Origin of the sequence: Pseudomonas monteilii NBRC 103158 = DSM 14164, assembly GCF_000730605.1 — a bacterium.
GTDB classification, from domain to species: Bacteria; Pseudomonadota; Gammaproteobacteria; order Pseudomonadales; family Pseudomonadaceae; genus Aquipseudomonas; species Aquipseudomonas monteilii.
This window is the reverse complement of the sequence record NZ_BBIS01000015.1, coordinates 21,176-44,335: the sequence shown is the minus strand read 5'-3', so window position 1 is coordinate 44,335 and position 23,160 is coordinate 21,176. Positions and strand designations below refer to the sequence as shown.

General features: G+C 61.7%; 21 protein-coding genes. 6 read left to right on the top strand and 15 right to left on the bottom strand.

Annotated elements, in window-relative coordinates; all coding sequences use genetic code 11:
- Positions 1 to 57 precede the first annotated feature (57 nt).
- The 4 genes from hutH to hutC form a co-directional block, all read right to left on the bottom strand.
- The gene (hutH, locus tag PM2_RS09320) at positions 58 to 1,590 is read right to left on the bottom strand and encodes a histidine ammonia-lyase (RefSeq protein ID WP_019098304.1); all 1,533 of its coding nucleotides are present in this window, start codon (positions 1,588 to 1,590) and stop codon (positions 58 to 60) included.
- Positions 1,591 to 1,698: 108 nt separating this feature from the next.
- A complete protein-coding gene (hutU, locus tag PM2_RS09315; protein WP_016712451.1) occupies positions 1,699 to 3,372 on the bottom strand; it encodes a urocanate hydratase in 1,674 nt (557 codons plus the stop codon).
- 155 nt (positions 3,373 to 3,527) lie between these two features.
- Positions 3,528 to 4,100, bottom strand: a complete 573-nt coding sequence (locus PM2_RS09310; protein WP_016712452.1) for a HutD/Ves family protein — start codon at positions 4,098 to 4,100, stop codon at positions 3,528 to 3,530.
- A complete protein-coding gene (gene hutC / locus PM2_RS09305; RefSeq protein WP_174244684.1) occupies positions 4,097 to 4,807 on the bottom strand; it encodes a histidine utilization transcriptional repressor HutC in 711 nt (236 codons plus the stop codon). The genes PM2_RS09310 and hutC overlap by 4 nt, the downstream gene beginning before the upstream one ends.
- Before the next feature lie 142 nt (positions 4,808 to 4,949).
- On the opposite strand from hutC, the gene PM2_RS09300 reads away from it, so the two are divergent.
- A complete protein-coding gene (locus PM2_RS09300; RefSeq protein WP_028698456.1) occupies positions 4,950 to 6,314 on the top strand; it encodes a formimidoylglutamate deiminase in 1,365 nt (454 codons plus the stop codon).
- 31 nt (positions 6,315 to 6,345) lie between these two features.
- Here the strand turns inward: PM2_RS09300 and PM2_RS09295 are convergent, their stop codons facing one another.
- The 5 genes from PM2_RS09295 to PM2_RS09275 all read right to left on the bottom strand — a co-directional run bounded on the left by PM2_RS09295 (position 6,346) and on the right by PM2_RS09275 (position 11,641).
- On the bottom strand, positions 6,346 to 6,918 hold the full coding sequence (locus PM2_RS09295) for a lipocalin family protein (RefSeq protein ID WP_016712455.1): 573 nt from the start codon (positions 6,916 to 6,918) through the stop codon (positions 6,346 to 6,348).
- Entirely contained in the window at positions 6,915 to 7,169 is a 255-nt protein-coding gene (gene bamE / locus PM2_RS09290) for an outer membrane protein assembly factor BamE domain-containing protein (RefSeq protein WP_003249234.1), read from the bottom strand. Before bamE ends, PM2_RS09295 begins: the two co-directional genes overlap by 4 nt.
- Positions 7,170 to 7,394: 225 nt before the next feature.
- Positions 7,395 to 7,991 carry a DUF924 family protein gene (locus PM2_RS09285; RefSeq protein WP_016712456.1) on the bottom strand — a complete coding sequence of 199 codons (597 nt, stop codon included), beginning with the start codon at positions 7,989 to 7,991 and terminating at the stop codon, positions 7,395 to 7,397.
- 3 nt (positions 7,992 to 7,994) lie between these two features.
- The gene (locus tag PM2_RS09280) at positions 7,995 to 9,005 is read right to left on the bottom strand and encodes a class 1 fructose-bisphosphatase (RefSeq protein ID WP_016712457.1); all 1,011 of its coding nucleotides are present in this window, start codon (positions 9,003 to 9,005) and stop codon (positions 7,995 to 7,997) included.
- 185 nt (positions 9,006 to 9,190) lie between these two features.
- Positions 9,191 to 11,641, bottom strand: coding sequence for a glycogen/starch/alpha-glucan phosphorylase (locus tag PM2_RS09275; RefSeq protein ID WP_016712458.1), 2,451 nt, complete (start codon positions 11,639 to 11,641; stop codon positions 9,191 to 9,193).
- Between the two features lie 184 nt (positions 11,642 to 11,825).
- Between PM2_RS09275 and PM2_RS09270 the strand changes: the two genes are divergently transcribed.
- Complete coding sequence (locus PM2_RS09270) at positions 11,826 to 12,230, top strand: YkgJ family cysteine cluster protein (protein WP_016712459.1); 405 nt, start codon at positions 11,826 to 11,828, stop codon at positions 12,228 to 12,230.
- Positions 12,231 to 12,352: 122 nt separating this feature from the next.
- On the opposite strand, the gene typA is transcribed toward PM2_RS09270, so the two are convergent.
- The gene (typA, locus tag PM2_RS09265) at positions 12,353 to 14,173 is read right to left on the bottom strand and encodes a translational GTPase TypA (protein ID WP_016712460.1); all 1,821 of its coding nucleotides are present in this window, start codon (positions 14,171 to 14,173) and stop codon (positions 12,353 to 12,355) included.
- A gap of 128 nt (positions 14,174 to 14,301) precedes the next feature.
- Entirely contained in the window at positions 14,302 to 15,756 is a 1,455-nt protein-coding gene (thiI, locus tag PM2_RS09260) for a tRNA uracil 4-sulfurtransferase ThiI (RefSeq protein ID WP_016712461.1), read from the bottom strand.
- Positions 15,757 to 16,158: 402 nt separating this feature from the next.
- Here thiI and glnA point away from each other — a divergent pair, with 402 nt between their 5' ends.
- From glnA to ntrC, 3 genes are all read left to right on the top strand, one after another.
- Complete coding sequence (gene glnA, locus PM2_RS09255; RefSeq protein ID WP_016712462.1) at positions 16,159 to 17,565, top strand: type I glutamate--ammonia ligase; 1,407 nt, start codon at positions 16,159 to 16,161, stop codon at positions 17,563 to 17,565.
- A gap of 357 nt (positions 17,566 to 17,922) precedes the next feature.
- Positions 17,923 to 19,008 (top strand): nitrogen regulation protein NR(II), encoded by a 1,086-nt coding sequence (glnL, locus tag PM2_RS09250; RefSeq protein ID WP_016712463.1) that lies wholly within the window; start codon positions 17,923 to 17,925, stop codon positions 19,006 to 19,008.
- The gene (gene ntrC / locus PM2_RS09245; RefSeq protein ID WP_016712464.1) at positions 19,005 to 20,441 is read left to right on the top strand and encodes a nitrogen regulation protein NR(I); all 1,437 of its coding nucleotides are present in this window, start codon (positions 19,005 to 19,007) and stop codon (positions 20,439 to 20,441) included. The genes glnL and ntrC overlap by 4 nt, the downstream gene beginning before the upstream one ends.
- 365 nt (positions 20,442 to 20,806) lie before the next feature.
- Here ntrC and PM2_RS09240 read toward each other — a convergent pair whose 3' ends face one another.
- Positions 20,807 to 21,244, bottom strand: a complete 438-nt coding sequence (locus PM2_RS09240) for a hypothetical protein (RefSeq protein ID WP_016712465.1) — start codon at positions 21,242 to 21,244, stop codon at positions 20,807 to 20,809.
- Between PM2_RS09240 and trmL the strand changes: the two genes are divergently transcribed.
- Positions 21,243 to 21,704, top strand: coding sequence for a tRNA (uridine(34)/cytosine(34)/5-carboxymethylaminomethyluridine(34)-2'-O)-methyltransferase TrmL (gene trmL / locus PM2_RS09235; RefSeq protein ID WP_016712466.1), 462 nt, complete (start codon positions 21,243 to 21,245; stop codon positions 21,702 to 21,704). The two genes, PM2_RS09240 and trmL, sit on opposite strands and share 2 nt — an antisense overlap.
- 154 nt (positions 21,705 to 21,858) lie before the next feature.
- Here trmL and secB read toward each other — a convergent pair whose 3' ends face one another.
- Genes secB through PM2_RS09220 form a run of 3 tightly spaced genes read right to left on the bottom strand, consistent with a single transcriptional unit; the run spans position 21,859 to position 23,053 of the window.
- Positions 21,859 to 22,344 carry a protein-export chaperone SecB gene (gene secB / locus PM2_RS09230; protein ID WP_016712467.1) on the bottom strand — a complete coding sequence of 162 codons (486 nt, stop codon included), beginning with the start codon at positions 22,342 to 22,344 and terminating at the stop codon, positions 21,859 to 21,861.
- A 39-nt stretch (positions 22,345 to 22,383) separates the two neighbouring features.
- On the bottom strand, positions 22,384 to 22,638 hold the full coding sequence (gene grxC / locus PM2_RS09225) for a glutaredoxin 3 (RefSeq protein WP_003249204.1): 255 nt from the start codon (positions 22,636 to 22,638) through the stop codon (positions 22,384 to 22,386).
- A 1-nt stretch (position 22,639) separates the two neighbouring features.
- Entirely contained in the window at positions 22,640 to 23,053 is a 414-nt protein-coding gene (locus PM2_RS09220; protein ID WP_019098297.1) for a rhodanese-like domain-containing protein, read from the bottom strand.
- Between the last annotated feature and the right edge of the window lie 107 nt (positions 23,054 to 23,160).

Below are 23,160 nucleotides of genomic sequence, written 5' to 3'. Positions count from 1 at the left end.
GTTGCCTTTACAGGAGCGAGCTTGCTCGCGATGGGCCGCAACGCGGCCCTAGGGGCATTACAGGCTTGGCAGCACACCCGCCGGCAGCAAACCGGTCAGGCTACCCTTGGCCAACAGTTCCACGGCCTTTTCGATGTCTGGCGCGAAGAAACGGTCACGGTCGTAGTGCGGCACTTCGCTGCGCAGCGCCTTGCGCGCCTGCTCCAGCTTGGCGGAAGTCTTCAGGCCTTTGCGCAGGTCCAGGCCCTGGCAGGCGCCCAGCCATTCGATGGCCAGTACGCCACGGGTGTTTTCAGCCATTTCCCACAGGCGCTTGCCGGCAGCCGGGGCCATCGACACGTGGTCCTCCTGGTTGGCCGAAGTCGGCAGGCTGTCGACGCTGTGTGGGTGCGACAGGGCCTTGTTTTCGCTGGCCAGGGCAGCAGCGGTCACCTGGGCGATCATGAAGCCGGAGTTGACCCCACCGTTTTCCACCAGGAATGGCGGCAGCTGGGACATGTGCTTGTCCATCATCAGCGAGATGCGGCGCTCGCTGAGCGAGCCGATTTCGGCGATGGCCAGGGCAATGTTGTCGGCAGCCATGGCCACCGGCTCGGCGTGGAAGTTACCACCGGAAATCACATCACCTTCGGCGGCGAACACCAACGGGTTGTCGGACACGGCGTTGGCTTCGATGCCCAGCACTTCGGCAGCCTGGCGCAGCTGGGTGAGGCAGGCGCCCATGACCTGCGGCTGGCAGCGCAGGGAGTACGGGTCCTGGACCTTGTCGCAGTTCTTGTGCGACAGCGACACTTCACTGGAATCGCCCAGCAGGTCGCGGAAGCAGGCGGCGGTGTCGATCTGGCCGCGCTGGCCACGCACTTCGTGGATACGCGCATCGAACGGCGAACGCGAGCCCAATGCCGCTTCGACGCTCAGGCCACCGCAGGCGATGGCAGCAGCGTACAGGTCTTCACCCTGGAACAGACCGCGCAGGGCGTAGGCGGTGGAAGCCTGGGTACCGTTGAGCAGGGCCAGGCCCTCTTTGGCAGCCAGGGTCAGCGGTTCGAGGCCGGCAACTGCCAGGGCTTCGGTGGCCGACAGCCACTGGCCTTTGTAGCGGGCCTTGCCTTCGCCCAGCAGCACCAGCGACATGTGCGCCAGCGGCGCCAGGTCACCGGACGCGCCCACCGAGCCTTTCAGCGGGATGTGCGGGTAGACTTCGGCGTTGACCAGGGCGATCAGCGCGTCGATGACCTTGCGGCGAATGCCGGAGAAGCCACGGCTGAGGCTGTTGATTTTCAGCACCATGATCAGGCGCACCAGGTCGTCATCCAGCGGCGCGCCGACACCGGCGGCGTGGGACAGCACCAGCGAGCGCTGCAGGTTTTCCAGGTCGTGGCTGGCGATGCGGGTCGAGGCCAGCAGGCCGAAACCGGTGTTGATGCCGTAGGCGGTGCGGTCTTCGGCAATGATCTGCTCGACACAGGCAACGCTGGCGTCGATGGCCGGCGCGGCGCTGGCATCCAGTTGCAGGCGCACGGGCGCGGCGTGGATCGCACGCAGCTGGGCCAGGGTCAGGGTGCCGGGCTTGAGGGTGAATTCGGTCACGTTGCTACTCCAAATCGCGTGGAGCCGCAGGCCCGTTTTTCGGTGCCTGCGCGCTCCTTCTTGTTGTTCAGTATCACCCCTTGCGGGGTGCGATCCAAAGCGCGGCGATCAGCCAGTGATCATCGGCAGGTCCAGGCCCTGCTCCTTGGCGCAGTCGATGGCGATGGCGTAACCGGCATCGGCGTGGCGCATCACGCCAGTCCCCGGGTCGTTGGTCAGCACGCGGGCGATACGCTCGGCGGCTTCGTCGGTACCGTCGCAGACAATCACCATTCCCGAGTGCTGCGAGAAGCCCATGCCCACGCCGCCGCCGTGGTGCAGCGACACCCAGGTGGCGCCGCCTGCGGTGTTCAGCAGGGCGTTGAGCAGCGGCCAGTCGGAGACAGCGTCCGAGCCATCACGCATGGCTTCGGTTTCGCGGTTAGGGCTGGAGACCGAACCCGAGTCCAAGTGGTCACGGCCGATCACCACCGGTGCCGACAGCTCGCCGCTGCGGACCATTTCGTTGAACGCCAGGCCCAGCTTGGCGCGCAGGCCCAGGCCAACCCAGCAGATACGTGCCGGCAGGCCCTGGAAGCTGATGCGCTCGCGGGCCATGTCCAGCCAGCGGTGCAGGTGGGCGTCGTCGGGGATCAGTTCCTTGACCTTGGCGTCGGTCTTGTAGATGTCCTCGGCATCGCCAGACAGCGCCGCCCAGCGGAACGGGCCGATGCCACGGCAGAACAGCGGGCGGATATAGGCCGGCACGAAGCCCGGGAAGTCGAAGGCATTGGCCACGCCCTCTTCCTTGGCCATCTGACGGATGTTGTTGCCGTAGTCGAAGGTCGGGATGCCTTGCTTCTGGAAGTCCAGCATGGCTTGTACGTGCACGGCCATCGACTGCTTGGCGGCCTTGACCACGGCAGCCGGTTCGGTCTGCGCACGGTCGCGGTACTGTTCCCAGGTCCAGCCGGCTGGCAGGTAGCCGTTCAGTGGGTCGTGGGCGCTGGTCTGGTCGGTGACCATGTCCGGACGCACGCCACGCTTGACCAGCTCTGGCAGAATTTCGGCAGCGTTGCCGTGCAGGGCGATGGAGATGGCCTTGCCTTCGGCAGTGTACTTGGCGATGCGCGCCAGGGCGTCGTCGAGGTCGGTGGCCTGCTCGTCGACGTAGCGGGTTTCCAGGCGGAAGTCGATGCGGCTCTGCTGGCATTCGATGTTCAGCGAGCAGGCGCCGGCCAGGGTAGCGGCCAGTGGCTGAGCGCCGCCCATGCCGCCCAGGCCTGCGGTGAGTACCCACTTGCCTTTCAGGCTGCCGCCGTAGTGCTGGCGACCGGCTTCGACGAAGGTTTCATAGGTGCCCTGGACGATGCCCTGGCTGCCGATGTAGATCCAGCTGCCGGCGGTCATCTGGCCGTACATGGCCAGGCCTTTGGCGTCCAGTTCGTTGAAGTGTTCCCAGTTGGCCCAGTGTGGCACCAGGTTGGAGTTGGCGATCAGCACGCGCGGGGCGTTGCTGTGGGTCTTGAACACGCCGACCGGCTTGCCCGACTGTACCAGCAGGGTTTCGTCGTCTTCCAGGCGGGTGAGGGTTTCGACGATCTTGTCGTAGCATTCCCAGTTACGGGCGGCGCGGCCGATACCGCCGTACACCACCAGTTCTTTCGGGTTTTCCGCAACCTGTGGGTCGAGGTTGTTCATCAGCATACGCAGTGGCGCTTCGGTCAGCCAGCTTTTGGCGGTCAGCTTGTTGCCACGTGGGGCACGGATTTCAACGTCACGGTATTTGTTGTTGTCGGTCACGGGAAAGGTCCTCTGCGGTCGTCCGCGGGCGGGTATGTCGTGGTCAATATACAAACACACCTTTACTTGTATGTACAAGCATGGACAACCAAAATATTTGGACTGATCCGCTGAACGGCTGAAAAAGCTGGGGCCGCTTTGCGGCCCCGGATATCTCAACGTGAAATGAGTTCGATCAGGCAGAACCGCCCCTGAACCTCCAGCCCAAGCAATTCGTCATTGCCTTCGAGCCGCAGGCAGTCATGCAACCCCAACCGCTGCGTTTCGCGCCCTGCCATGGTCACCTCAACCTGGCTACTGGCCGCAAACAACAACACCGTCGACGCCGAGCTGTACAACCGGCTGGTGCCATCGAACCACTGCAACCGCGCCCGATACCGCTGCGGTGCATAGATCAGGTTGAAATCGCGAATCGGCCCGCCCAGCAGCTTGCAGCTGACCTGGCTTTCGCCACTGAAGGCAAAGGCATCCAACGGCAACAACGGTCGACTGGCCTGGCCATTGACCAGCAGTCGCATGCCATCGCCCTGCAGCACAGTGATGATCCGCTGGTAGCCGGCGAACGTGGAAAACCCGCCCGACTCCTCGATATCGGCAATCGACAGGCGCCAGCCAAAACCGTCCAGCCCTTCACCGCTGTCGCGAGTAATTTCTTCGGTGAAACCGCCACCGTTCTTCCACGGCATGCGCGGGTAATCCTGCGCACGCAACAACTGCAGTTGGCTCATTTACTGAAACGTCCTTCCAGGCGATGACGGGAACCGGGGTGTATCAACCGTGCAGCGGTCACCGGCTGGCGGCCGGACCAGGTGCGGCGGCGAATCAGCAGACAAGGCTCGCCCCGCTCGATCTGCAACAGGGTGCATTCGTCCGGCTCGGCCAGGATGGCCTCGACCACGTGCTCGCCCTCGGTCAGCGGCGCCACCTGGGACAGGTAGGCGTAAGGCGTCTGCCGGGTGAAGTCCTGCTTGAGGTAGTCAGGGGCAATGGCCGCGTTGACGTAGCGGTCCTCGATCTGCACCGGCACGCCGTTTTCAAAATGCACGATCAGCGAGTGGAACACCCGCTGGCCTTCACGCATGTCCAGGGCCAGGGCCCGTTCGGAGCCGGCGGCTTCTTCGGCAAGGGTAATGACCTGGCAGCTATGCTGATGGCCGCGCGCGGCGATTTCGTCGGCAATGTTGTTGACCTCGAACAACGCCGATCGGCCCTTGGGCTCAGCCACGAAGGTACCCACGCCTTGCATGCGCACCAGCAGGCCTTCAGCCGTAAGCTCGCGCAGGGCGCGGTTGATGGTCATGCGGCTGAAACCCAGCTCGCTGACCAGTTCGCTCTCGGAGGGAACCCGGTGGTGGGGCGGCCAGCTGCCGTTGTCGATCTGCTGGACGATCATGTGTTTGACCCGGGCATACAGCGGCGCCGGGCCCTCGCCCATCTGGGCAACCAGCGCGGAGACAGGAGGTGTCGGCACGGCGTTGAGTCCTTTGCAATGGAATGAGCGGTAGCTTGCCGCAGTTTACCCGGCAGGCAAACGCCTGTATATGTATATACAAGTTAACAATAACAGGATTTTACCGATGTCCGTCTACTTCGCCGAACGCGCCCTGCTGCCAACGGGCTGGGCCAACCATGTCCGTATCGAGGTCGCCAGCGATGGCCATGTAGTCAGCATCGAGCCGGGCGCTTCGGCCGAAGGTGCTGAACGCCTGGCCGGCCCGTTGCTGCCCGGCATGCCCAACCTGCACTCGCATGCCTTCCAGCGCGCCATGGCAGGCCTGGCGGAAGTCGCTGGCAACCCCAACGACAGTTTCTGGACATGGCGCGACCTGATGTACCGCCTGGTCGGGCAGATCACCCCGGACCAGCTGCAGGTCATCGCCCGCCAGCTGTACATCGAGATGCTCAAGGCCGGCTACACCTCGGTAGCCGAGTTTCATTACGTGCATCATGACAATGCCGGCAAGGCCTACGCCGACCCGGCGGAGCTTTCCCGCCGCATCAGCGCGGCTGCGGCCGACAGCGGCATTGGCCTGACCTTGCTGCCGGTGCTGTACAGCCACGCCGGCTTCGGCGGCCAGGCACCGAACGACGGGCAGCGGCGCTTCATCAATTCCACCGAAGGGTACCTGCAACTGCAGGCACAACTGTCCCCGATCCTGGCCGCGCAACCTGCACAGCAGTTGGGCCTGTGCTTCCACTCGCTGCGAGCGGTAACGCCTGGGCAGATCGCCGACGTGCTGACGGCCAGCGACAAGCAATGCCCGGTGCATATCCATATCGCCGAGCAGCAGAAGGAAGTGGACGACTGCCTGGCCTGGAGCGGCCTGCGCCCGCTGCAATGGCTGTACGAACATGTGGATGTCGACCATCGCTGGTGCCTGGTGCATGCCACCCATGCCGAGCCGGATGAAGTCACCGCCATGGCCCGCAGCGGTGCCGTGGCCGGGCTGTGCCTGACCACCGAGGCCAACCTGGGTGACGGGATTTTCCCGGCGGTGGACTACCTGGCGCAGGGCGGGCGCATGGGCATTGGTTCAGACAGCCATGTGTCGCTGAGCGTGGTGGAAGAACTGCGCTGGCTGGAATATGGCCAGCGCCTGCGTGACCAGCGGCGTAACCGCCTGTACCGCGCCGACCAGCCGATGGTCGGGCGCACGCTGTATGACGCAGCACTGGCAGGTGGTGCGCAGGCACTGGGGCAAGGGATTGGAGAGCTGGCCGTGGGCAAGCGTGCCGACTGGCTGGTGCTCGACGGGCAGGACCCTTACATCGCCCTGGCGGATGGCGATGCCATTCTTAACCGCTGGCTGTTTGCAGGTGGCGATCGCCAGGTGCGGGATGTGATGGTGAATGGGCAGTGGGTAGTGCGCCAAGGGCGGCATGCACAGCAAGAGGAAAGCGCGCGGGCGTTTGCTCAGGTATTGCGGCAGCTTTTGGGTTGAGTGTACTGGGGCTGTTTTGCAGCCCCAAAAATCAGTGCATTTTTACAATCTGTTGATCAGACGCCCGCCAGATCAAGCGGCTGGTGTCATACCCCTGCTGCCGAGCCTTGGACAACAGGTTCTCACGCTCCCACGCCGGCAATGTCGCCGTACGCGACAGAATCCACAGGTGCTTGCGATCCGGGCTGCCGACCACCGCCGTGCGGTAACGGTCATCCACGTACAGAATCCAGTACTCGCCCCGAGCCACGCCCGGCACCAGCTTGGTAAACCAGTTGTCGAACTCTACCCACAGCTTGTCGGTATGCCCCGGTTCCTGAATGCTGGCGTGCCCCTCGGCACGCAGCCATTCATCACCCATGGTGCGGCAGCGGTTGAGCACGCCAAAGCTGCCATCCGGCTTGAGGTTGTAGTGCGCCTCGGACTGCTCGCAGCCGGTCTGGTAGCGCATAGGCAGGCGTGCCAGCTCGAACCATTTGCCCTGATAGCGCTTGAGGTCGACATTGCCGGCGGTTTTCGGCGCCAGCGGGTCGTGCACGGAGCCTGCACAACCGCCCAGCAGCAACGCCAGGCACACCCCCATCAGCAGGTACGCACGCCTCATTTGAGACCCTGCCCTGAATACATCAGCACCTTGTCAGCGGCGTACTGCACGCTGATGAAGCTCTTCTCGTCCCCCCAGGTGCAGCTGCTCATGCCCAACGCGCCAGAGCACTCGGTCGGCGTGCCGAGCAACTGCTCGACCTCGGCCTTGTTCATACCGGCCTTGATCTTGGAATAGTTTTCCTGGTTGATCTTGCTGCAGGCAGTCAGGACGACGCACAGCGACAACAGGGCGAGGGAACGCAACGACATGAAGGACACTCCTGGAGAGGGGATACAGGCGAGTGGCCTGCAGTGACCTTCGACGGAAAAAACCCTCCCAGGTTCCCTACTCCACCCCATTTACCCCTACACCATTGGTCGGGTGGCCACTACCGTGCGATTAATCACAAAGTAATAGTCATCGCCCAATAAAAAAGGCCGCCCCTTTTAGGAGCGGCCTTGCGTCACGACAGCCTGCGCAGCAGGCCCAATGCCTCAGAACCTGGACCCGGGCTCCAGCAAAAAGTCCATCTCTTCACTGGTACTCGGCCGCTCCAGCACCAGATTGCGGTGCGGGAAGCGCCCGAACCGGGCAATCACGCGCTGATGCTGCTCGGCATAGTCGAGGAAGCCTTCGAACAGCCGGCGATGGGCCTCTGGCTGCTCGTTGAGCAATACCTGATAACGCTCGACACACAGGTTCTGCCAGTCCAGCACCTCGGCATGCTCCAACACCAGCAGCACGAACACCCGCTGGATGGGCAGCAACTGGTAGTCCCAGCCCTTCTGCAGGCCCTGCATGGCCACCACCTGGGCACGCCGGTCGCCCTCGAAAGCGCGCGGCGTGTCGCGGTAGATCATGCGCGGCAGCTGGTCCAGCAGAATCAGCAGGCCCAGCCAGCCCTGCGGGCTTTGCTGCCACTCGTCGAGCCCGCCGGCCAAGGCCTGCTCGGTCAGGTCGCCAAACAGCGCATGGGCATCGGCATCGTGATGCTTGCCGAACCACAGCGTGCTCTTCTCGTCAGCCACGGCCTGGGGACTGGTGCCCCAACCGAACCACCATTCCAGCAACGGCTGCCAAGGTGCGAGCATGACTTACTCCTTGTGGTAGGCGGTAACGCGCTCGACCTCTTCCTTCGAGCCGAGGATCACCGACACGCGCTGGTGCAGGCTTTCTGGCTTGATGTCGAGGATGCGATCGTAACCGTTGGTGGAGGCGCCGCCGGCCTGCTCGATGATGAAGGACATCGGGTTGGCTTCGTACATCAGGCGCAGCTTGCCCGGCTTGCTTGGTTCACGGGCGTCACGTGGGTACATGAACAGGCCGCCACGGGTCAGGATGCGGTGCACGTCGGCCACCATCGAGGCGATCCAGCGCATGTTGTAGTTCTTCTTCAGCGGGCCGGTCTCGCCTGCCAGCAGCTCGCCCACGTAGCGTTGTACCGGGGCTTCCCAGTGGCGCTGGTTGGACATGTTGATGGCGAATTCGGCGGTGCTTTCCGGCACACGGATGTTTTCGTGAGTCAGAACGAAGCTGCCCAGCTCGCGGTCCAGGGTGAAGCCCTTCACGCCATTGCCCAGGGTGAGGATCAGCATGGTCTGCGGGCCGTAGATGGCGTAACCGGCGGCGACCTGCTGGGTGCCTGGCTGCAGGAAGGCGTTTTCGTTCAGGGTTTCGTTCTGGCTCAGGTATTCGTTAGGGCAACGCAGTACCGAGAAGATGGTACCGACCGACACGTTGACGTCGATGTTCGACGAACCGTCCAGCGGGTCGAAGACCAGCAGGTAGGCGCCTTTCGGGTATTTGCCCGGGATCTGGTAGGCGTTGTCCATTTCTTCGGACGCCATGCCGGCCAGGTGGCCGCCCCACTCGTTGGCTTCCAGCAGGATATCGTTGGAAATCACGTCCAGTTTCTTCTGGACTTCGCCCTGCACGTTTTCAGTGCCCATGCTGCCCAGCACACCACCCAGGGCGCCTTTGGACACGTGATGGCTGATTTCCTTGCACGCACGCGCCACCACTTCGATCAGGAAGCGCAGATCGGCAGGGGTATTGTTGCTGCGGGTCTGCTCAATCAGATAGCGACTCAGGGTAACGCGGGACATGTATGGCTCCGAACGGATTGGGGGGGATGAAAAACCCCCGCAGTTTACAGGGAGAGTTGCAGGCTAGCGAGTGATGAGACTCGCCACGGCTCTCTGACGGCACAATAGGTCGGTAGTTCAGCCTTCACCAGGCCGGTGGTCTGGTTGTGGGCCCATTCGCGGGCGCGCCCGCGAATGGCCTCACATCAATCCAAAGCCTTCCAGATCTCGGTGGCATATTCCCGAATGGTCCGGTCCGACGAGAACCACCCCATCCGCGCCGTGTTCAGCACCGCCATGCGCCACCACTCCTGCGGCGTGTGCCACAGTTCCTCGACCCGCCGCTGGGCATCCCAGTAGGCATCGAAGTCGGCGCACACCAGGAAGCGGTCATACGCCACCAGCCCGTCGATCAAGCCGGCGTAGCGCGAAGGGTCGTCCGACGAGAACACACCGCTGCGAATCGCCTGCAGCACGTCATTCAGGCGGTTGGACGCAGCAATCGCCGCACTGGCACCAAAATCACCCGCCTTCTTGCGCGCCTCGACCTGCTGGGCGGTCAGGCCAAAGATGAACATGTTGTCGGCGCCCACCTGTTCGCACATCTCCACGTTGGCGCCATCCAGCGTGCCGATGGTCAACGCGCCGTTCAGCCCGAACTTCATGTTGCTGGTACCGGAGGCTTCATAACCGGCCGTGGAAATCTGCTCGGAAAGGTCTGCCGCCGGGATGATGCTTTCAGCCAGACTGACGTTGTAGTTGGGCAGGAACACCACCTTCAGCAGGCCACGGACGGTCGGGTCGTTGTTCACCACCCGAGCGATGTCGTTGGCCAGTTTGATGATCAACTTGGCCTGGTGATAACTGGCTGCCGCCTTGCCGGCGAAAATCTTCACCCGCGGCACCCAGTTGGTACCGGGGTCGTTGCGTATGGCCTGGTACAGCGCCACGGTGTGCAGCAGGTTGAGCAACTGGCGCTTGTACTCGTGGATGCGCTTGACCTGCACGTCGAACAACGCCTCGGGGTTTACCGTAACGCCTATGCGGTCCTGGATGATGCTGGCCAGGGCGCGCTTGCTGTGCAGGCGCTGGGCGGCGAACTGCTTGCGAAAACCAGGCTTGTCGGCAAACGGCACCAGGCCAGCCAGCCGCCCTTCAGGGTCGTCCTTGAGCTCTGGCCCGAGCGCCTCGACCAGCATGTCGGTCAACTGAGGATTGGACTGGTACAACCAGCGGCGGAAGGTAATGCCGTTGGTCTTGTTGTTGATACGCTGCGGGTAAAGCTTGTGCAACTCGGAGAACACGGTGCTCTTCATCAACTTGCTGTGCAGCGCCGACACGCCGTTGACGCTGTGCGAGCCAAGAAACGCCAGGTTGCCCATGCGCACGCGGCGGCCGTTGTCTTCCTCGATCAGCGACACGGCGCGCAGCACGTCGAAATCGTGCAGGCCTTTGGCGCGCAGCGAGTCGATATGGTAGGCATTGATGAGGTAGATGATCTGCATGTGCCGGGGCAGCATGCGTTCCATCAGCGCGACCGGCCAGGTTTCCAGGGCTTCGGGCAGCAGCGTGTGGTTGGTGTAGGCGAGCGTGCCGACAGTCAGCTCCCAGGCCTTTTCCCACGGTATTTCATGCTGATCCACCAACAGCCGCATCAACTCCGCCACCGCAATCGATGGGTGGGTGTCGTTGAGCTGGATGGCTGCCGCATCGGGCAGGTTGAGCAGGTCTTTGTGCATGTTCAGGTGACGGCGGAGCAAATCCTGCAACGAAGCCGACACGAAGAAGTACTCCTGACGCAGGCGCAGTTCCTGCCCCGCCTCGGTGCTGTCCGCCGGGTACAGCACGCGAGAAATGCTCTCGGCCCGCGCCACTTCGGCCACGGCCCCCAGGTGGTCGCCTGCATTGAAGCGTTCAAGGTGCAGCTCTTCCAGCGCCCGCGCACGCCACAAGCGCAAGGTGTTGACGCTGGACCCGCGCCAGCCGACAACGGGCGTGTCGTAGGCGACCGCCCGCACCGTTTCACCCGGCGACCAGACCTGGCGCTGGGCACCGCTATCATCGCTCAAGGTTTCAACGCTGCCGCCGAAGCTGATCGGGTAGATCACCTCGGCACGCTCGAACTCCCACGGGTTGCCGAAATCCAGCCAGTTTTCGGTCTGCTCCTGCTGCCAGCCATCGACCACGGCCTGACGGAACAGCCCATGCTCGTAACGGATGCCATAACCATGGGCGGCAATGCCCAAGGTGGACATACTTTCCATGAAGCATGCTGCCAGCCGGCCAAGGCCTCCGTTACCCAGCGCGGCATCGGGTTCGAGCAGGCGGATGCGCTCCAAGTCCACATCCAGCCCTTCCAGTGCATCGCGGGCGATGTCCAGCAGCCCCAGATTGCTCAGGCTGTCGTAAAGCAGGCGCCCGATAAGGAATTCCAGGGAGAGGTAGTAGACCCGCTTCTGGCTGCGTCGATAAGCCTGGCGGGTATGGTCCATCCAGTGGTCGACCATGTGATCGCGCGCAGCCAGGGCAATGGCTTCGAACCAGTCATGGTCGAAGGCGTGCTCCGGGTCCTTGCCAACCGCATAGGTCAGCTTGTTCAGTACGGCGGCGCGAAAATCCGCGACTTCGGCGTCACGTGCTTTGGGTTCCTGGGACATGCGACATCCTCGGGCAAGTTGACGAAAGCGGAGGGAGATTGTTGAGACTAGACCCTTCGACCGGGAGTGACAGTTACGGTTCGCAGTTTTCATGCCCACTCTGCGATTCCGGCAAAAGGTTGTTCATAAATTGAACAATTCCGGTATCATCGCGCGCCCCAAGACCGTGATCCACCCTATAACGATGAAAACGACCCTGATCGCCGCCGCCGAAGTCGACCGCCTGGAGACTTGGCAGCGCTATGCCAGCCACATGTGCGGTGGCTGCCACTCGACCTGTTGCACCCTGCCGGTGGAGGTGAAGATCAAGGATCTGATCCGTATCGGCGTGGTAGACGAGTTCGAAAAAGACGAGCCGCCGAAAAACGTGGCCAAACGCCTGCAGAAGGAAGGCATCATCGAGCGCTTCAACCAGAAGTCGGGCATCTTCACCCTGACCCGGATGAGCAACGATGACTGCATGTACCTGGATCGCAAGAGCCGGCTGTGCACCATTTATGACAAGCGCCCGGATACCTGTCGCAACCACCCCAAGGTTGGGCCGCGACCGGGGTATTGTGCGTACAAGCCCAAGGTGGTTGGGCGCTGATCGTTAGCCTTCAAGTGCCGCTTCGTGGGCTTGCCCGCGAAGAGGGCAGCACAATTCCTGAAGGCATAAAAAAACGCCCCCGGCCTTTCGACCGGGGGCGTTTTCATTCAGCCTGAGCTAACTCAGTTCTTGGCTTTCTTGGCAGCGCGGGTACGCTCGCCTTCGTCCAGGATCTTCTTGCGCAGACGGATCGACTTAGGCGTCACTTCGCACAGCTCGTCGTCCTGGATGAATTCCAGGGCCTGTTCCAGGGTGTGGCGAACTGGCGGTACCAGGGCGATGACTTCGTCTTTGCCCGAAGCACGCATGTTGTCGAGCTTCTTGCCTTTGGTCGGGTTCACGCCCAGGTCGTTGTCACGGCTGTTCAGGCCGATGATCTGACCGTTGTAGATCTCCTGACCGTGCTCGACGAACAGCTTGCCGCGCGCCTGCAGGGTTTCCAGCGAGTAGGTCAGCGCCTTGCCGGTTTCGACCGAAACCAGAACGCCGTTCAGGCGGCCGGACATCTGGCCCGACTTCATGGTGTCGTAACGATCGAAGATCGAGGTCAGGATGCCTGCACCGTTGGTCAGGGTCAGGAACTGGTTACGGAAGCCGATCAGACCACGGGCTGGAATGTTGTACTCCAGGCGCACACGACCCTTGCCATCCGGAACCATGTTGGTCAGGTCGCCTTTACGCAGACCCATCTCTTCCATCACCTTGCCCTGGGATTCTTCAGGGATGTCGATGGTGACGTTCTCGAACGGTTCCTGCTTCACGCCGTCAACTTCGCGGATGATTACTTCAGGACGGCCTACGGCCATCTCGAAACCTTCACGGCGCATGGTTTCGATCAGAACCGACAGGTGCAGCTCACCACGGCCCGATACCTTGAACTTGTCAGGGGAATCGGTTTCCTGAACGCGCAGAGCAACGTTGTACAGCAGCTCTTTGTCCAGACGGTCCTTGATGTTACGGCTGGTGACGAACTTGCCTTCTTTACCGCAGAACGGCGAGTCGTTGACCTGGAAGGTCATGGAAACGGTCGGCTCGTCAACGGTCAGCGGCTTCATCGCTTCTACCGCATCCGGGGCGCACAGGGTGTCGGAGATGAACAGCTCGTCGAAACCGCTGATGCAGACGATGTCGCCAGCCTGGGCTTCTTCAACGTCTACACGGTGCAGGCCGTGGTGGCCCATCAGCTTCAGGATACGGCCGTTACGCTTCTTGCCGTTGGTGTCGATGGCAACAACCGGGGTGTTCGGCTTAACGCGACCACGGGCAATACGGCCAACGCCGATAACGCCGAGGAAGCTGTTGTAGTCCAGTGCGGAGATCTGCATCTGGAACGGGCCGTCACGGTCAACAGACGGTGCAGGTACGTTGTCGACGATCGACTGGTACAGGGCGGTCATGTCTTCGCCCATTTCGGTGTGGTCCAGGCCGGCAATGCCGTTCAGGGCCGAGGCGTAGACGACTTTGAAGTCCAGCTGTTCGTCGGTAGCACCGAGGTTGTCGAACAGGTCGAAGATCTGGTCCAGAACCCAGTCAGGACGTGCGCCCGGGCGGTCAACCTTGTTGATCACGACGATTGGCTTCAGGCCGGCTTCGAAGGCTTTCTTGGTCACGAAGCGGGTTTGCGGCATCGGGCCGTCCTGGGCGTCGACCAGCAGCAGCACGGAGTCGACCATCGACATTACACGCTCAACCTCACCACCGAAGTCGGCGTGGCCGGGGGTGTCGACGATGTTGATGTGGTAGCCGTTCCAGTTGATGGCGGTGTTTTTCGCCAGAATGGTAATACCGCGCTCTTTTTCCTGGTCGTTGGAGTCCATGACGCGCTCGTCGTTGAGCTCGTTACGCTCCAGAGTGCCGGACTGACGCAGGAGTTTGTCGACCAGGGTGGTTTTACCATGGTCAACGTGGGCGATGATGGCGATGTTACGCAGATTTTCGATCACAAGTGTATCTCGATCAGAGGATTTGGTTGCCGCCCAGTGTAGGCGGCCAATATGTACTGTTTAAGGCTCAGCGGGCCCGGCGGTCGGGAGGGCGATGGCGGATACTGCCGCCATACAGCCCCGGCGTCTTATGTCGGACGATAAACACGCACATTGGCATGTCCCTCACTGAGCAGGTGGTGTGCGTGCAAACGGCTCATCACACCCTTGTCGCAATACAGCAAGTACTGGCGCGTGGGGTCCAGGTGCTTGAACTTGCTGTTGATCGCGTAGAACGGCATGGCCTGGACTTCGATACCTTCCAGCGCCAGGGGTTCGTCTTCCTGGGCATCGGGGTGACGAATGTCGATGACGATCTGGCCTGGCAACGCTTCGGCCACTTCCTCGATTTCGATGTCCTTGCCCAGCTCATCGATCACATGGTCGATGGAAATGAATTTGGCGCGCTCCAGGGCGCGCTCCAGCACGGCCATGTCGAACTGTTTTTCTTCATGCTCCATGCGGTGGCGCTTGGCGTGGGTGGTCGGGTTTACCGAGATCACGCCGCAGTATTCTGGCATGTGCTTGGCGAAATCGGCGGTGCCGATTTCGGTGGCCTGGTCGATGATGTCCTGCTTGTGGCTGGCCAGCAACGGGCGCAGCACCAGCTTGTCGGTGGCCGAGTCGATGATCGACAGGTTCGGCAGCGTCTGGCTGGACACCTGGGAAATCGCCTCGCCGGTGACCAGCGCGTCGATCTGCAGGCGGTCGGCCATGTGCGCGGCACCGCGCAGCATCATGCGCTTGAGGGTGACGCCCATGTAGCTGTTGTCGACCTTGTTGAGGATTTCGCCGACCACTTCTTCGAACGGCACGCTGATGAACAGCACACGCTGGCTGCTTCCGTACTTTTTCCACAGGAAATGGGCCACTTCCATCACGCCCAGCTCGTGGGCACGGCCGCCGAGGTTGAAGAAGCAGAAGTGGGTCATCAGGCCACGGCGCATCATCTGGTAGGCCGCCACGGTGGAGTCGAAACCACCGGACATCAGCACCAGGGTCTGCTCCAGGGCGCCCAGCGGGTAACCGCCGATGCCGTTGTGCTGGTTGTGGATCACGTACAGGCGCTGGTCGCGGATTTCGATGCGCACCAGCACTTCAGGGTTCTTCAGCTCGATGCCGGCGGCGCCGCATTGCTGGCGCAGCTGGCTGCCGACGTAGCGGTCGACGTCCATCGAGGTGAAGTCATGGTGGCCACCGCGCTTGCAGCGCACGGCGAAGTGCTTGCCGGCCAGCAAGTGGCCGAAGTGGTGCTTGCACTTGGCGACGATGTCGTCGAAGTCACCCAGCGGGTATTCCTCTACCTGCAGGAAGTGGGTGATACCCGGCGTGCAGGTGAGGCGCTCGATCATCTCGCGCTGGACTTTCTCGTCTTCGACGCGGGTGACCACTTCGAGATTGTCCCAGACACCATCGACCGCGAGCTCAGGGTCGAGGTCCTTGAGCACGTTGCGGATGTTCTTGCCGAGCTGGCGGATGAAGCGCTTGCGCACCGGCCGGCTCTTGATGGTGATTTCTGGGAAGACTTTGACGATAAGTTTCATTGGTTAACAGCGCGCGCAGGGCCTGCCGAAAATGAGGGGCGCGAATTATAGCGGAAATTGCTCAGGATTTGACCAACTTTTGATCAGAAGCTTTCAGATAAATGCAAGGCGGGGGTTTTGCGGTGCCCGTGAGATCGATCGCCCAGGCGCCACACAAATCAAGCAATGCACTTCTTTGGTGCATTGATACCAAAGCCCGCATCTTAAGGGTGCATTTTTCGCCATCACCCGCGCGCCAAATGCCCGCAAACGCCCCCTTTTATCCCGCCCTCGCCATTTTCGGGCACTGGCATGCAATTTGCTCCCTTGTGAGGCAGGTAAGCTTGGCCGACTATCCGCGCCCGGCAACACCCTTTTTCCAGGGCAGCGGCCCACCGCGCTCTAGACCATCCGGAGGACAACATGTCGAAGTCGGTTCAACTCATCAAAGATCATGACGTCAAGTGGATTGATCTGCGTTTCACGGACACCAAAGGCATTCAGCACCACGTGACCATGCCGTCGCGTGATGCGCTGGACGAGGACTTCTTCGAAGTCGGCAAGATGTTCGACGGTTCCTCCATCGCTGGCTGGAAAGGCATCGAAGCTTCCGACATGATCCTGATGCCGGTTGACGAAACCGCCGTGCTGGACCCGTTCACCGAAGAACCAACCCTGATCATCACCTGCGACATCGTCGACCCGTCGAGCATGCAGGGCTACGATCGTGACCCACGCGCAATCGCCAAGCGCGCCGAAGAGTACCTGAAGAGCACCGGCATCGGTGACACCGTATTCGCAGGCCCCGAGCCAGAATTCTTCATCTTCGACGAAGTGAAGTTCCAGTCGGACATCTCCGGCTCGATGTTCAAGATCTTCTCCGAGCAAGGCTCGTGGATGACCGGTGCTGACGTGGAAGGCGGCAACAAAGGCCACCGCCCAGGCGTGAAAGGCGGCTACTTCCCGGTTCCGCCGTTCGACCACGACCACGAAATCCGTACTGCCATGTGCAACGCACTGGAAGAAATGGGTCAGACCGTTGAAGTTCACCACCACGAAGTGGCGACTGCCGGCCAGAACGAAATCGGCGTCAAGTTCAACACCCTGGTGAAGAAGGCTGACGAAGTACAAGCCCTGAAATACGTCGTGCATAACGTTGCCGACGCTTACGGCCGTACCGCCACCTTCATGCCGAAGCCACTGTACGGCGACAACGGTTCGGGCATGCACGTACACATGTCGATCTGGAAAGACGGCAAGAACACCTTCTCGGGTGAAGGCTATGCCGGCCTGTCCGACACCGCCCTGTACTTCATCGGCGGTATCATCAAGCACGGCAAGGCCCTGAACGGCTTCACCAACCCGTCGACCAACTCGTACAAGCGTCTGGTACCAGGCTTCGAAGCCCCGGTAATGCTGGCCTACTCGGCGCGTAACCGTTCCGCCTCGATCCGTATTCCTTACGTCGGCAGCCCGAAAGCCCGCCGTATCGAAGCACGCTTCCCGGACCCATCGGCCAACCCGTACCTGGCCTTCGCGGCCCTGCTGATGGCCGGCCTGGACGGCATCCAGAACAAGATCCACCCAGGCGATGCTGCCGACAAGAACCTGTACGACCTGCCACCAGAAGAGGCCAAGGACATTCCGCAAGTGTGCGGCAGCCTGAAAGAAGCCCTGGAAGAGCTGGACAAAGGCCGTGCGTTCCTGACCAAGGGCGGCGTGTTCTCCGACGACTTCATCGATGCCTTCATCGAGCTGAAATCGGAAGAAGAGATCAAGGTCCGTACCTTCGTGCACCCGCTGGAATACGAGCTGTACTACAGCTGCTGATCTGATCGGCGCCTCGCGCCGATGACATGATCAGGAACGGCCTCCCTCGGGAGGCCGTTTTCGTTTCTGCGCCACACAGAAATCACCTCACCCACGCTATGCTCTATCTTGGTGCATAACAAAGCGCCATGCCCCTATTTGCTCCCCAATCTGGTTCAGATGAAACGTTTCATCCAGAGTTTCTGATCCGAATTTGCGCAGATACAGGCCATTATCGGCAAATCCCGCTTCTTTTCGGAGCTTTGGTTTGTTTCTTGCATTTCTTGCAGGTAGAGAGCCTCGCATCGGCGGGGCCACCGCACCTGGCCCTGGCCAAAGCAGTGCCAGGCAAGCGCCAAAAGAGGTCAACGACGCCTTATGACCATCAGCGATGCACAGCACCGTCTGCTTCTGGACAACCTGACCACCGCCACGTTGCTGCTCAATGCCGAGCTGCGCCTGGAGTACATGAACCCGGCTGCGGAAATGCTGCTGGCTGTCAGCGGGCAACGTAGCCATGGGCAGTTCATCAGCGAGCTGTTCACCGAGTCGACCGAAGCGCTCAGCTCGTTGCGCCAGGCGGTCGAACAGGCGCACCCGTTCACCAAGCGCGAAGCGCAGCTCACCTCGCTGACCGGACAGACCATCACAGTCGACTACGCGGTAACCCCCATCCTCAACCAGGGCCAGACCCTGCTGTTGCTGGAGGTTCACCCGCGCGACCGGCTGCTGCGTATCACCAAGGAAGAGGCCCAGCTGAGCAAACAGGAAACCACCAAGATGCTGGTGCGCGGCCTGGCTCACGAAATCAAGAACCCCCTCGGCGGCATCCGTGGCGCGGCGCAGTTGCTGTCACGCGAATTGCCCGAGGAAGGCCTGCGCGACTACACCAACGTAATCATCGAAGAAGCCGACCGCCTGCGTAACCTGGTAGACCGCATGCTCGGCTCGAACAAGCTGCCGTCGCTGGCCATGACCAACATCCACGAAGTGCTGGAGCGGGTCTGCAGCCTGGTCGAGGCCGAAAGCCAGGGTTGCATCACTTTGGTGCGCGATTACGACCCGAGCCTGCCGGACGTCTTGATCGACCGCGAACAGATGATCCAGGCCGTCCTCAACATCGTGCGTAACGCCATGCAGGCAATCAGTTCGCAGAACGAGCTGCGCCTGGGCCGCATCACCCTGCGCAGCCGCGCCTTGCGCCAGTTCACCATCGGCCATGTGCGCCATCGTCTGGTGGCGCGGGTGGAAATCATCGACAACGGCCCGGGCATCCCGCCGGAACTGCAAGACACCCTCTTCTATCCCATGGTCAGTGGCCGCCCCGACGGTACCGGGCTGGGCCTGGCCATTACCCAGAACATCATCAGCCAGCACCAGGGCCTGATCGAGTGTGAAAGCCACGCAGGCCACACCGCCTTTTCGATCTACCTGCCTCTGGAACAAGGAGCCACCGCCTCATGAGCCGAAGTGAAACCGTATGGATCGTCGACGATGATCGCTCCATCCGCTGGGTACTGGAAAAAGCCCTGCAACAGGAAGGCATGACCACCCAGAGCTTCGACAGCGCAGATGGTGTGATGGGCCGCCTTGCGCGCCAGCAACCGGACGTGATCATTTCCGACATCCGCATGCCGGGTGCCAGCGGCCTCGACCTGCTGGCACAGATTCGCGAGCAGCACCCACGCCTACCGGTCATCATCATGACCGCTCATTCCGACCTGGACAGCGCCGTGGCGTCTTACCAGGGGGGTGCCTTCGAATACCTGCCCAAGCCGTTCGACGTGGACGAGGCTGTCTCGCTGGTCAAACGTGCCAACCAGCATGCCCAGGAACAACAAGGGCTGGATGTGCCACAGAACCTGGCGCGCACACCCGAAATCATCGGCGAAGCACCGGCCATGCAGGAGGTGTTCCGCGCCATCGGCCGCCTCAGCCACTCCAACATCACCGTATTGATCAACGGTGAGTCGGGTACCGGTAAAGAGCTGGTCGCCCATGCGCTGCACCGCCACAGCCCGCGTGCGGCGTCGCCGTTCATTGCCCTGAACATGGCCGCCATCCCCAAGGACTTGATGGAGTCCGAACTGTTCGGCCATGAGAAAGGCGCCTTCACGGGTGCCGCCAACCTGCGCCGGGGCCGCTTCGAGCAGGCGGATGGCGGCACGCTGTTCCTCGACGAAATCGGTGACATGCCTGCCGACACCCAGACCCGCCTGCTGCGGGTGCTGGCCGATGGCGAGTTTTATCGCGTTGGCGGCCACGTGCCGGTCAAGGTCGATGTGCGCATCATTGCCGCGACCCACCAGAACCTGGAGTCGCTGGTGCAGGCCGGCAAGTTCCGCGAAGACTTGTTCCACCGCCTGAACGTGATTCGCATCCATATTCCTCGGCTGGCCGACCGCCGTGAGGACATCCCCGCCCTCGCCCGCCATTTCCTCGCCCGCGCCGCCCAGGAGCTGGCGGTGGAGCCGAAAATTCTCAAGCCGGAGACCGAAGAGTTCATCCGCAACCTGCCGTGGCCGGGCAACGTGCGGCAGATGGAGAACACTTGCCGCTGGATCACCGTGATGGCCTCCAGCCGAGAGGTGCTGATCGGCGACCTGCCGCCTGAACTGCTAAACCTGCCGCAGGACGCCGCACCGGTCACCAACTGGGAGCAGGCCTTACGCCAGTGGGCCGACCAGGCGTTGGCGCGCGGGCAGTCGAACCTGCTGGACAGCGCGGTGCCGAGCTTTGAGCGGATCATGATCGAGACGGCGCTCAAGCATACCGCCGGTCGGCGCCGGGATGCGGCGCTTTTACTGGGTTGGGGGCGTAATACCTTGACCCGCAAGATCAAGGAGCTGGGGATGAATGTGGCGGGCGGTGATGACGAGGAAGGTGACGACCACTAACTCTCGGTAATCCTGCAAGATCCCTGGGGCCGCTTTGCGGCCCCAGCCATTTCAGCCTACCGATGCACCGATCCTGTGCCCAATGCACCTCTGGAAGGCACAAATCCCCTCAAAAACCGGCCAAATACCCCTCAAAGCCCAATATTTACGGGCTTTGCAAAATTGGCACGCCCCCTGCAATACCTAATACATACCCAGTTTCGGGGGCCCTGGTACAGGCAGGCCGGGTGAACCCCTCTTTTATTCGCAACACCGCCCGTTTTGGGGACCTCGGTACAGGCAGGCCGGGACATCCCCCCTTTACACGCAACACGCAGTACCCCTTTTGGGGACCCTGGTACAGGCAGGCCGGGATATCCCCTCTTTTATTCGTGCAGCTTCACCTGCACACGCCAACGCCCAGCGTCCTCTGTACCGGCCCACTCGCCGTGCAGGGGACGCGCGGCCACCACTGTCAGCAACAAGCCTTCCTTGCTCTTCTGCACCCGCCAGCTAACTGGCTTCCCCGCCAGGCTCAATTGCCCTTGCTGGGCCTTGCCCTGGGCCTGGAACAGCAACGCAACCGTCCCTTCCACGTTCTCGCCGTGCAGCTGCGGTTCTTCATTGAACCAAAGGTCCAGGCCGTCCTGCACCACCTCCACCTGCTGCAACACCCGCTCTTCGGGCGTTGTCAGGCGGCCAATCATCAACCCGACCATGACGCCAACGATCGCCAGCGACAGCATCATCCGTGGGAAGGCCTTCGAACGCACGTCCGGTTCAGGGGTAGAATGCCCGTCATCTTCACGCTTGGAGCCGTGCATGTTTCACGTCATCCTTTTTCAACCAGAAATTCCGCCAAATACCGGCAACATCATTCGCCTGTGCGCCAACAGCGGCTGCCACCTGCACCTGATCGAACCCATCAGTTTCGAACTGGACGACAAGCGCCTGCGCCGTGCGGGGCTGGACTACCACGAGTATGCCACGCTCAAGCGCCATGAGAGCCTGGCCGGATGCCTGGAAAGCCTGGGCAATCCACGGCTGTTCGCCTTTACCACCAAGGGCTCGCACCCGTTCCATGAAGTGGCCTATCAACCGGGTGATGCCTTCCTGTTCGGGCCAGAGAGCCGCGGGTTGCCAGCCGAGGTGCTGGACAGCTTGCCGGCTGAGCAGCGCCTGCGCCTGCCAATGCGGCCTGGGTGCCGTAGCTTGAACCTGTCGAACACTGTGGCGGTGACCGTGTATGAGGCGTGGCGGCAGAATGCGTTTGCCGGCAGTTGATGCATGGGCAGGAACGGCCTCTTCGCGGGGCAAGCCCGCTCCCACATTTAAATGTGTACGCCAAACCATTGTGGAAGCGGGCTTGCCCCGCGAAGAGGCCCGCACAGGCAATAAAAAAGCGCCCCGAGAGGCGCTTTCTTGATACCGGCAGTGATTACTGCACAGTCGGCGCAGCGCCCGCTTCCTGCATGCGTTGCAGTTCTTGCGCATACAGTGCGTCGAAGTTGACCGGCGACAGCATCAGGGCCGGGAACGAACCGCGGGTCACCAGGCTGTCCAGGGTTTCACGGGCGTACGGGAACAGGATGTTCGGGCAGAACGCACCCAGGGTGTGGCTCATCGAAGCTGCATCCAGGTTGGCGATCAGGAAGATACCGGCCTGCTGTACTTCAGCGATGAACGCTACTTCGTCACCGTTCTTGACGGTAACCGACAGGGTCAGCACCACCTCGTGGAAGTCGCCTTCCAGGGCTTTCTGCTTGGTGTTCAGGTCCAGCGCAACGCTCGGCTCCCAGCTCTGGCGGAAGATCTGCGGGCTTTTCGGGGCTTCGAACGACAGATCGCGCACGTAGATGCGCTGCAGGGAAAACTGTGGGCTGTTGTCTTCTGCAGCAGCGCCGTTGGTCTGTTGGTCAGTCATGGCAGATCCTTATCCTAATGTTTTTGAATGCAGTGCAAATCAGGCCGCCAGCAGCGCGTCGAGCTTGCCGGCGCGCTCCAGGGCATAGAGGTCATCGCATCCACCGACATGGGTGCTGCCGATCCAGATCTGCGGCACCGACGTACGGCCGGCCTTCTGGCTCATCTCGGCGCGCACCTGCGGTTTGCCGTCGACCTTGATTTCCTCGAAGGCCACGCCTTTGCTCTCAAGCAAGTACTTGGCGCGCATGCAGTAGGGGCAGTAGTCGCTGGAATAGACGATGACGGGCTTCATATCACTTCACCAGGGGCAGGTTATCGGCTTTCCAGCTGGAAACGCCACCGCTCAGTTTGGCAGCGGTGTAGCCAGCCTTGAGCAGTTCGCGGCAGTGGGTGCCGGACTGCTGGCCCATTGCGTCGACGACGATTAGGGTCTTCTCTTTGTGCTTGTCCAGCTCGCTCATGCGGGTGGCCAGCTTGTCCTGCGGAATGTTGATCGCACCGACGATGTGGCCGGCGGCATATTCCTTGGCAGTACGGATGTCGACGACCAGACCCTTGTCGGCATTGACCAGGGCGGTCAGCTGGCCGTTGCTCAGGCTCTGGCCGCCACGGCGGATTTCATTGAGCAGCAGCAGGACCAGCAGAACAACGAAGATCGCAACCAGGATGTAGTGATCTGTCGCGAATTGAATCAGGTGAGCAACCATCAGCGGTGTTCCAGGCGATTGAAAATGCCGGCCAGTATACACAGCCCCCCAGTGCCACCAAAGCCCGACAGGCCGGCCGGAAAGGTACCTTCATGTTGCTACATCGG

Coding starts and splice junctions, on each gene's coding strand:
- PM2_RS09310 (WP_016712452.1), bottom strand. CDS start 4,100: ATGAGCCAACTGCAGTTGTTGCGTGCGCAGGATTACCCGCGCATGCCG.
- hutC (WP_174244684.1), bottom strand. CDS start 4,807: ATGGGCGAGGGCCCGGCGCCGCTGTATGCCCGGGTCAAACACATGATC.
- PM2_RS09300 (WP_028698456.1), top strand. CDS start 4,950: ATGTCCGTCTACTTCGCCGAACGCGCCCTGCTGCCAACGGGCTGGGCC.
- PM2_RS09295 (WP_016712455.1), bottom strand. CDS start 6,918: ATGAGGCGTGCGTACCTGCTGATGGGGGTGTGCCTGGCGTTGCTGCTG.
- bamE (WP_003249234.1), bottom strand. CDS start 7,169: ATGTCGTTGCGTTCCCTCGCCCTGTTGTCGCTGTGCGTCGTCCTGACT.
- PM2_RS09285 (WP_016712456.1), bottom strand. CDS start 7,991: ATGCTCGCACCTTGGCAGCCGTTGCTGGAATGGTGGTTCGGTTGGGGC.
- PM2_RS09280 (WP_016712457.1), bottom strand. CDS start 9,005: ATGTCCCGCGTTACCCTGAGTCGCTATCTGATTGAGCAGACCCGCAGC.
- PM2_RS09275 (WP_016712458.1), bottom strand. CDS start 11,641: ATGTCCCAGGAACCCAAAGCACGTGACGCCGAAGTCGCGGATTTTCGC.
- PM2_RS09270 (WP_016712459.1), top strand. CDS start 11,826: ATGAAAACGACCCTGATCGCCGCCGCCGAAGTCGACCGCCTGGAGACT.
- thiI (WP_016712461.1), bottom strand. CDS start 15,756: ATGAAACTTATCGTCAAAGTCTTCCCAGAAATCACCATCAAGAGCCGG.
- glnA (WP_016712462.1), top strand. CDS start 16,159: ATGTCGAAGTCGGTTCAACTCATCAAAGATCATGACGTCAAGTGGATT.
- glnL (WP_016712463.1), top strand. CDS start 17,923: ATGACCATCAGCGATGCACAGCACCGTCTGCTTCTGGACAACCTGACC.
- ntrC (WP_016712464.1), top strand. CDS start 19,005: ATGAGCCGAAGTGAAACCGTATGGATCGTCGACGATGATCGCTCCATC.
- trmL (WP_016712466.1), top strand. CDS start 21,243: ATGTTTCACGTCATCCTTTTTCAACCAGAAATTCCGCCAAATACCGGC.
- PM2_RS09240 (WP_016712465.1), bottom strand. CDS start 21,244: ATGCACGGCTCCAAGCGTGAAGATGACGGGCATTCTACCCCTGAACCG.
- secB (WP_016712467.1), bottom strand. CDS start 22,344: ATGACTGACCAACAGACCAACGGCGCTGCTGCAGAAGACAACAGCCCA.
- grxC (WP_003249204.1), bottom strand. CDS start 22,638: ATGAAGCCCGTCATCGTCTATTCCAGCGACTACTGCCCCTACTGCATG.
- PM2_RS09220 (WP_019098297.1), bottom strand. CDS start 23,053: ATGGTTGCTCACCTGATTCAATTCGCGACAGATCACTACATCCTGGTT.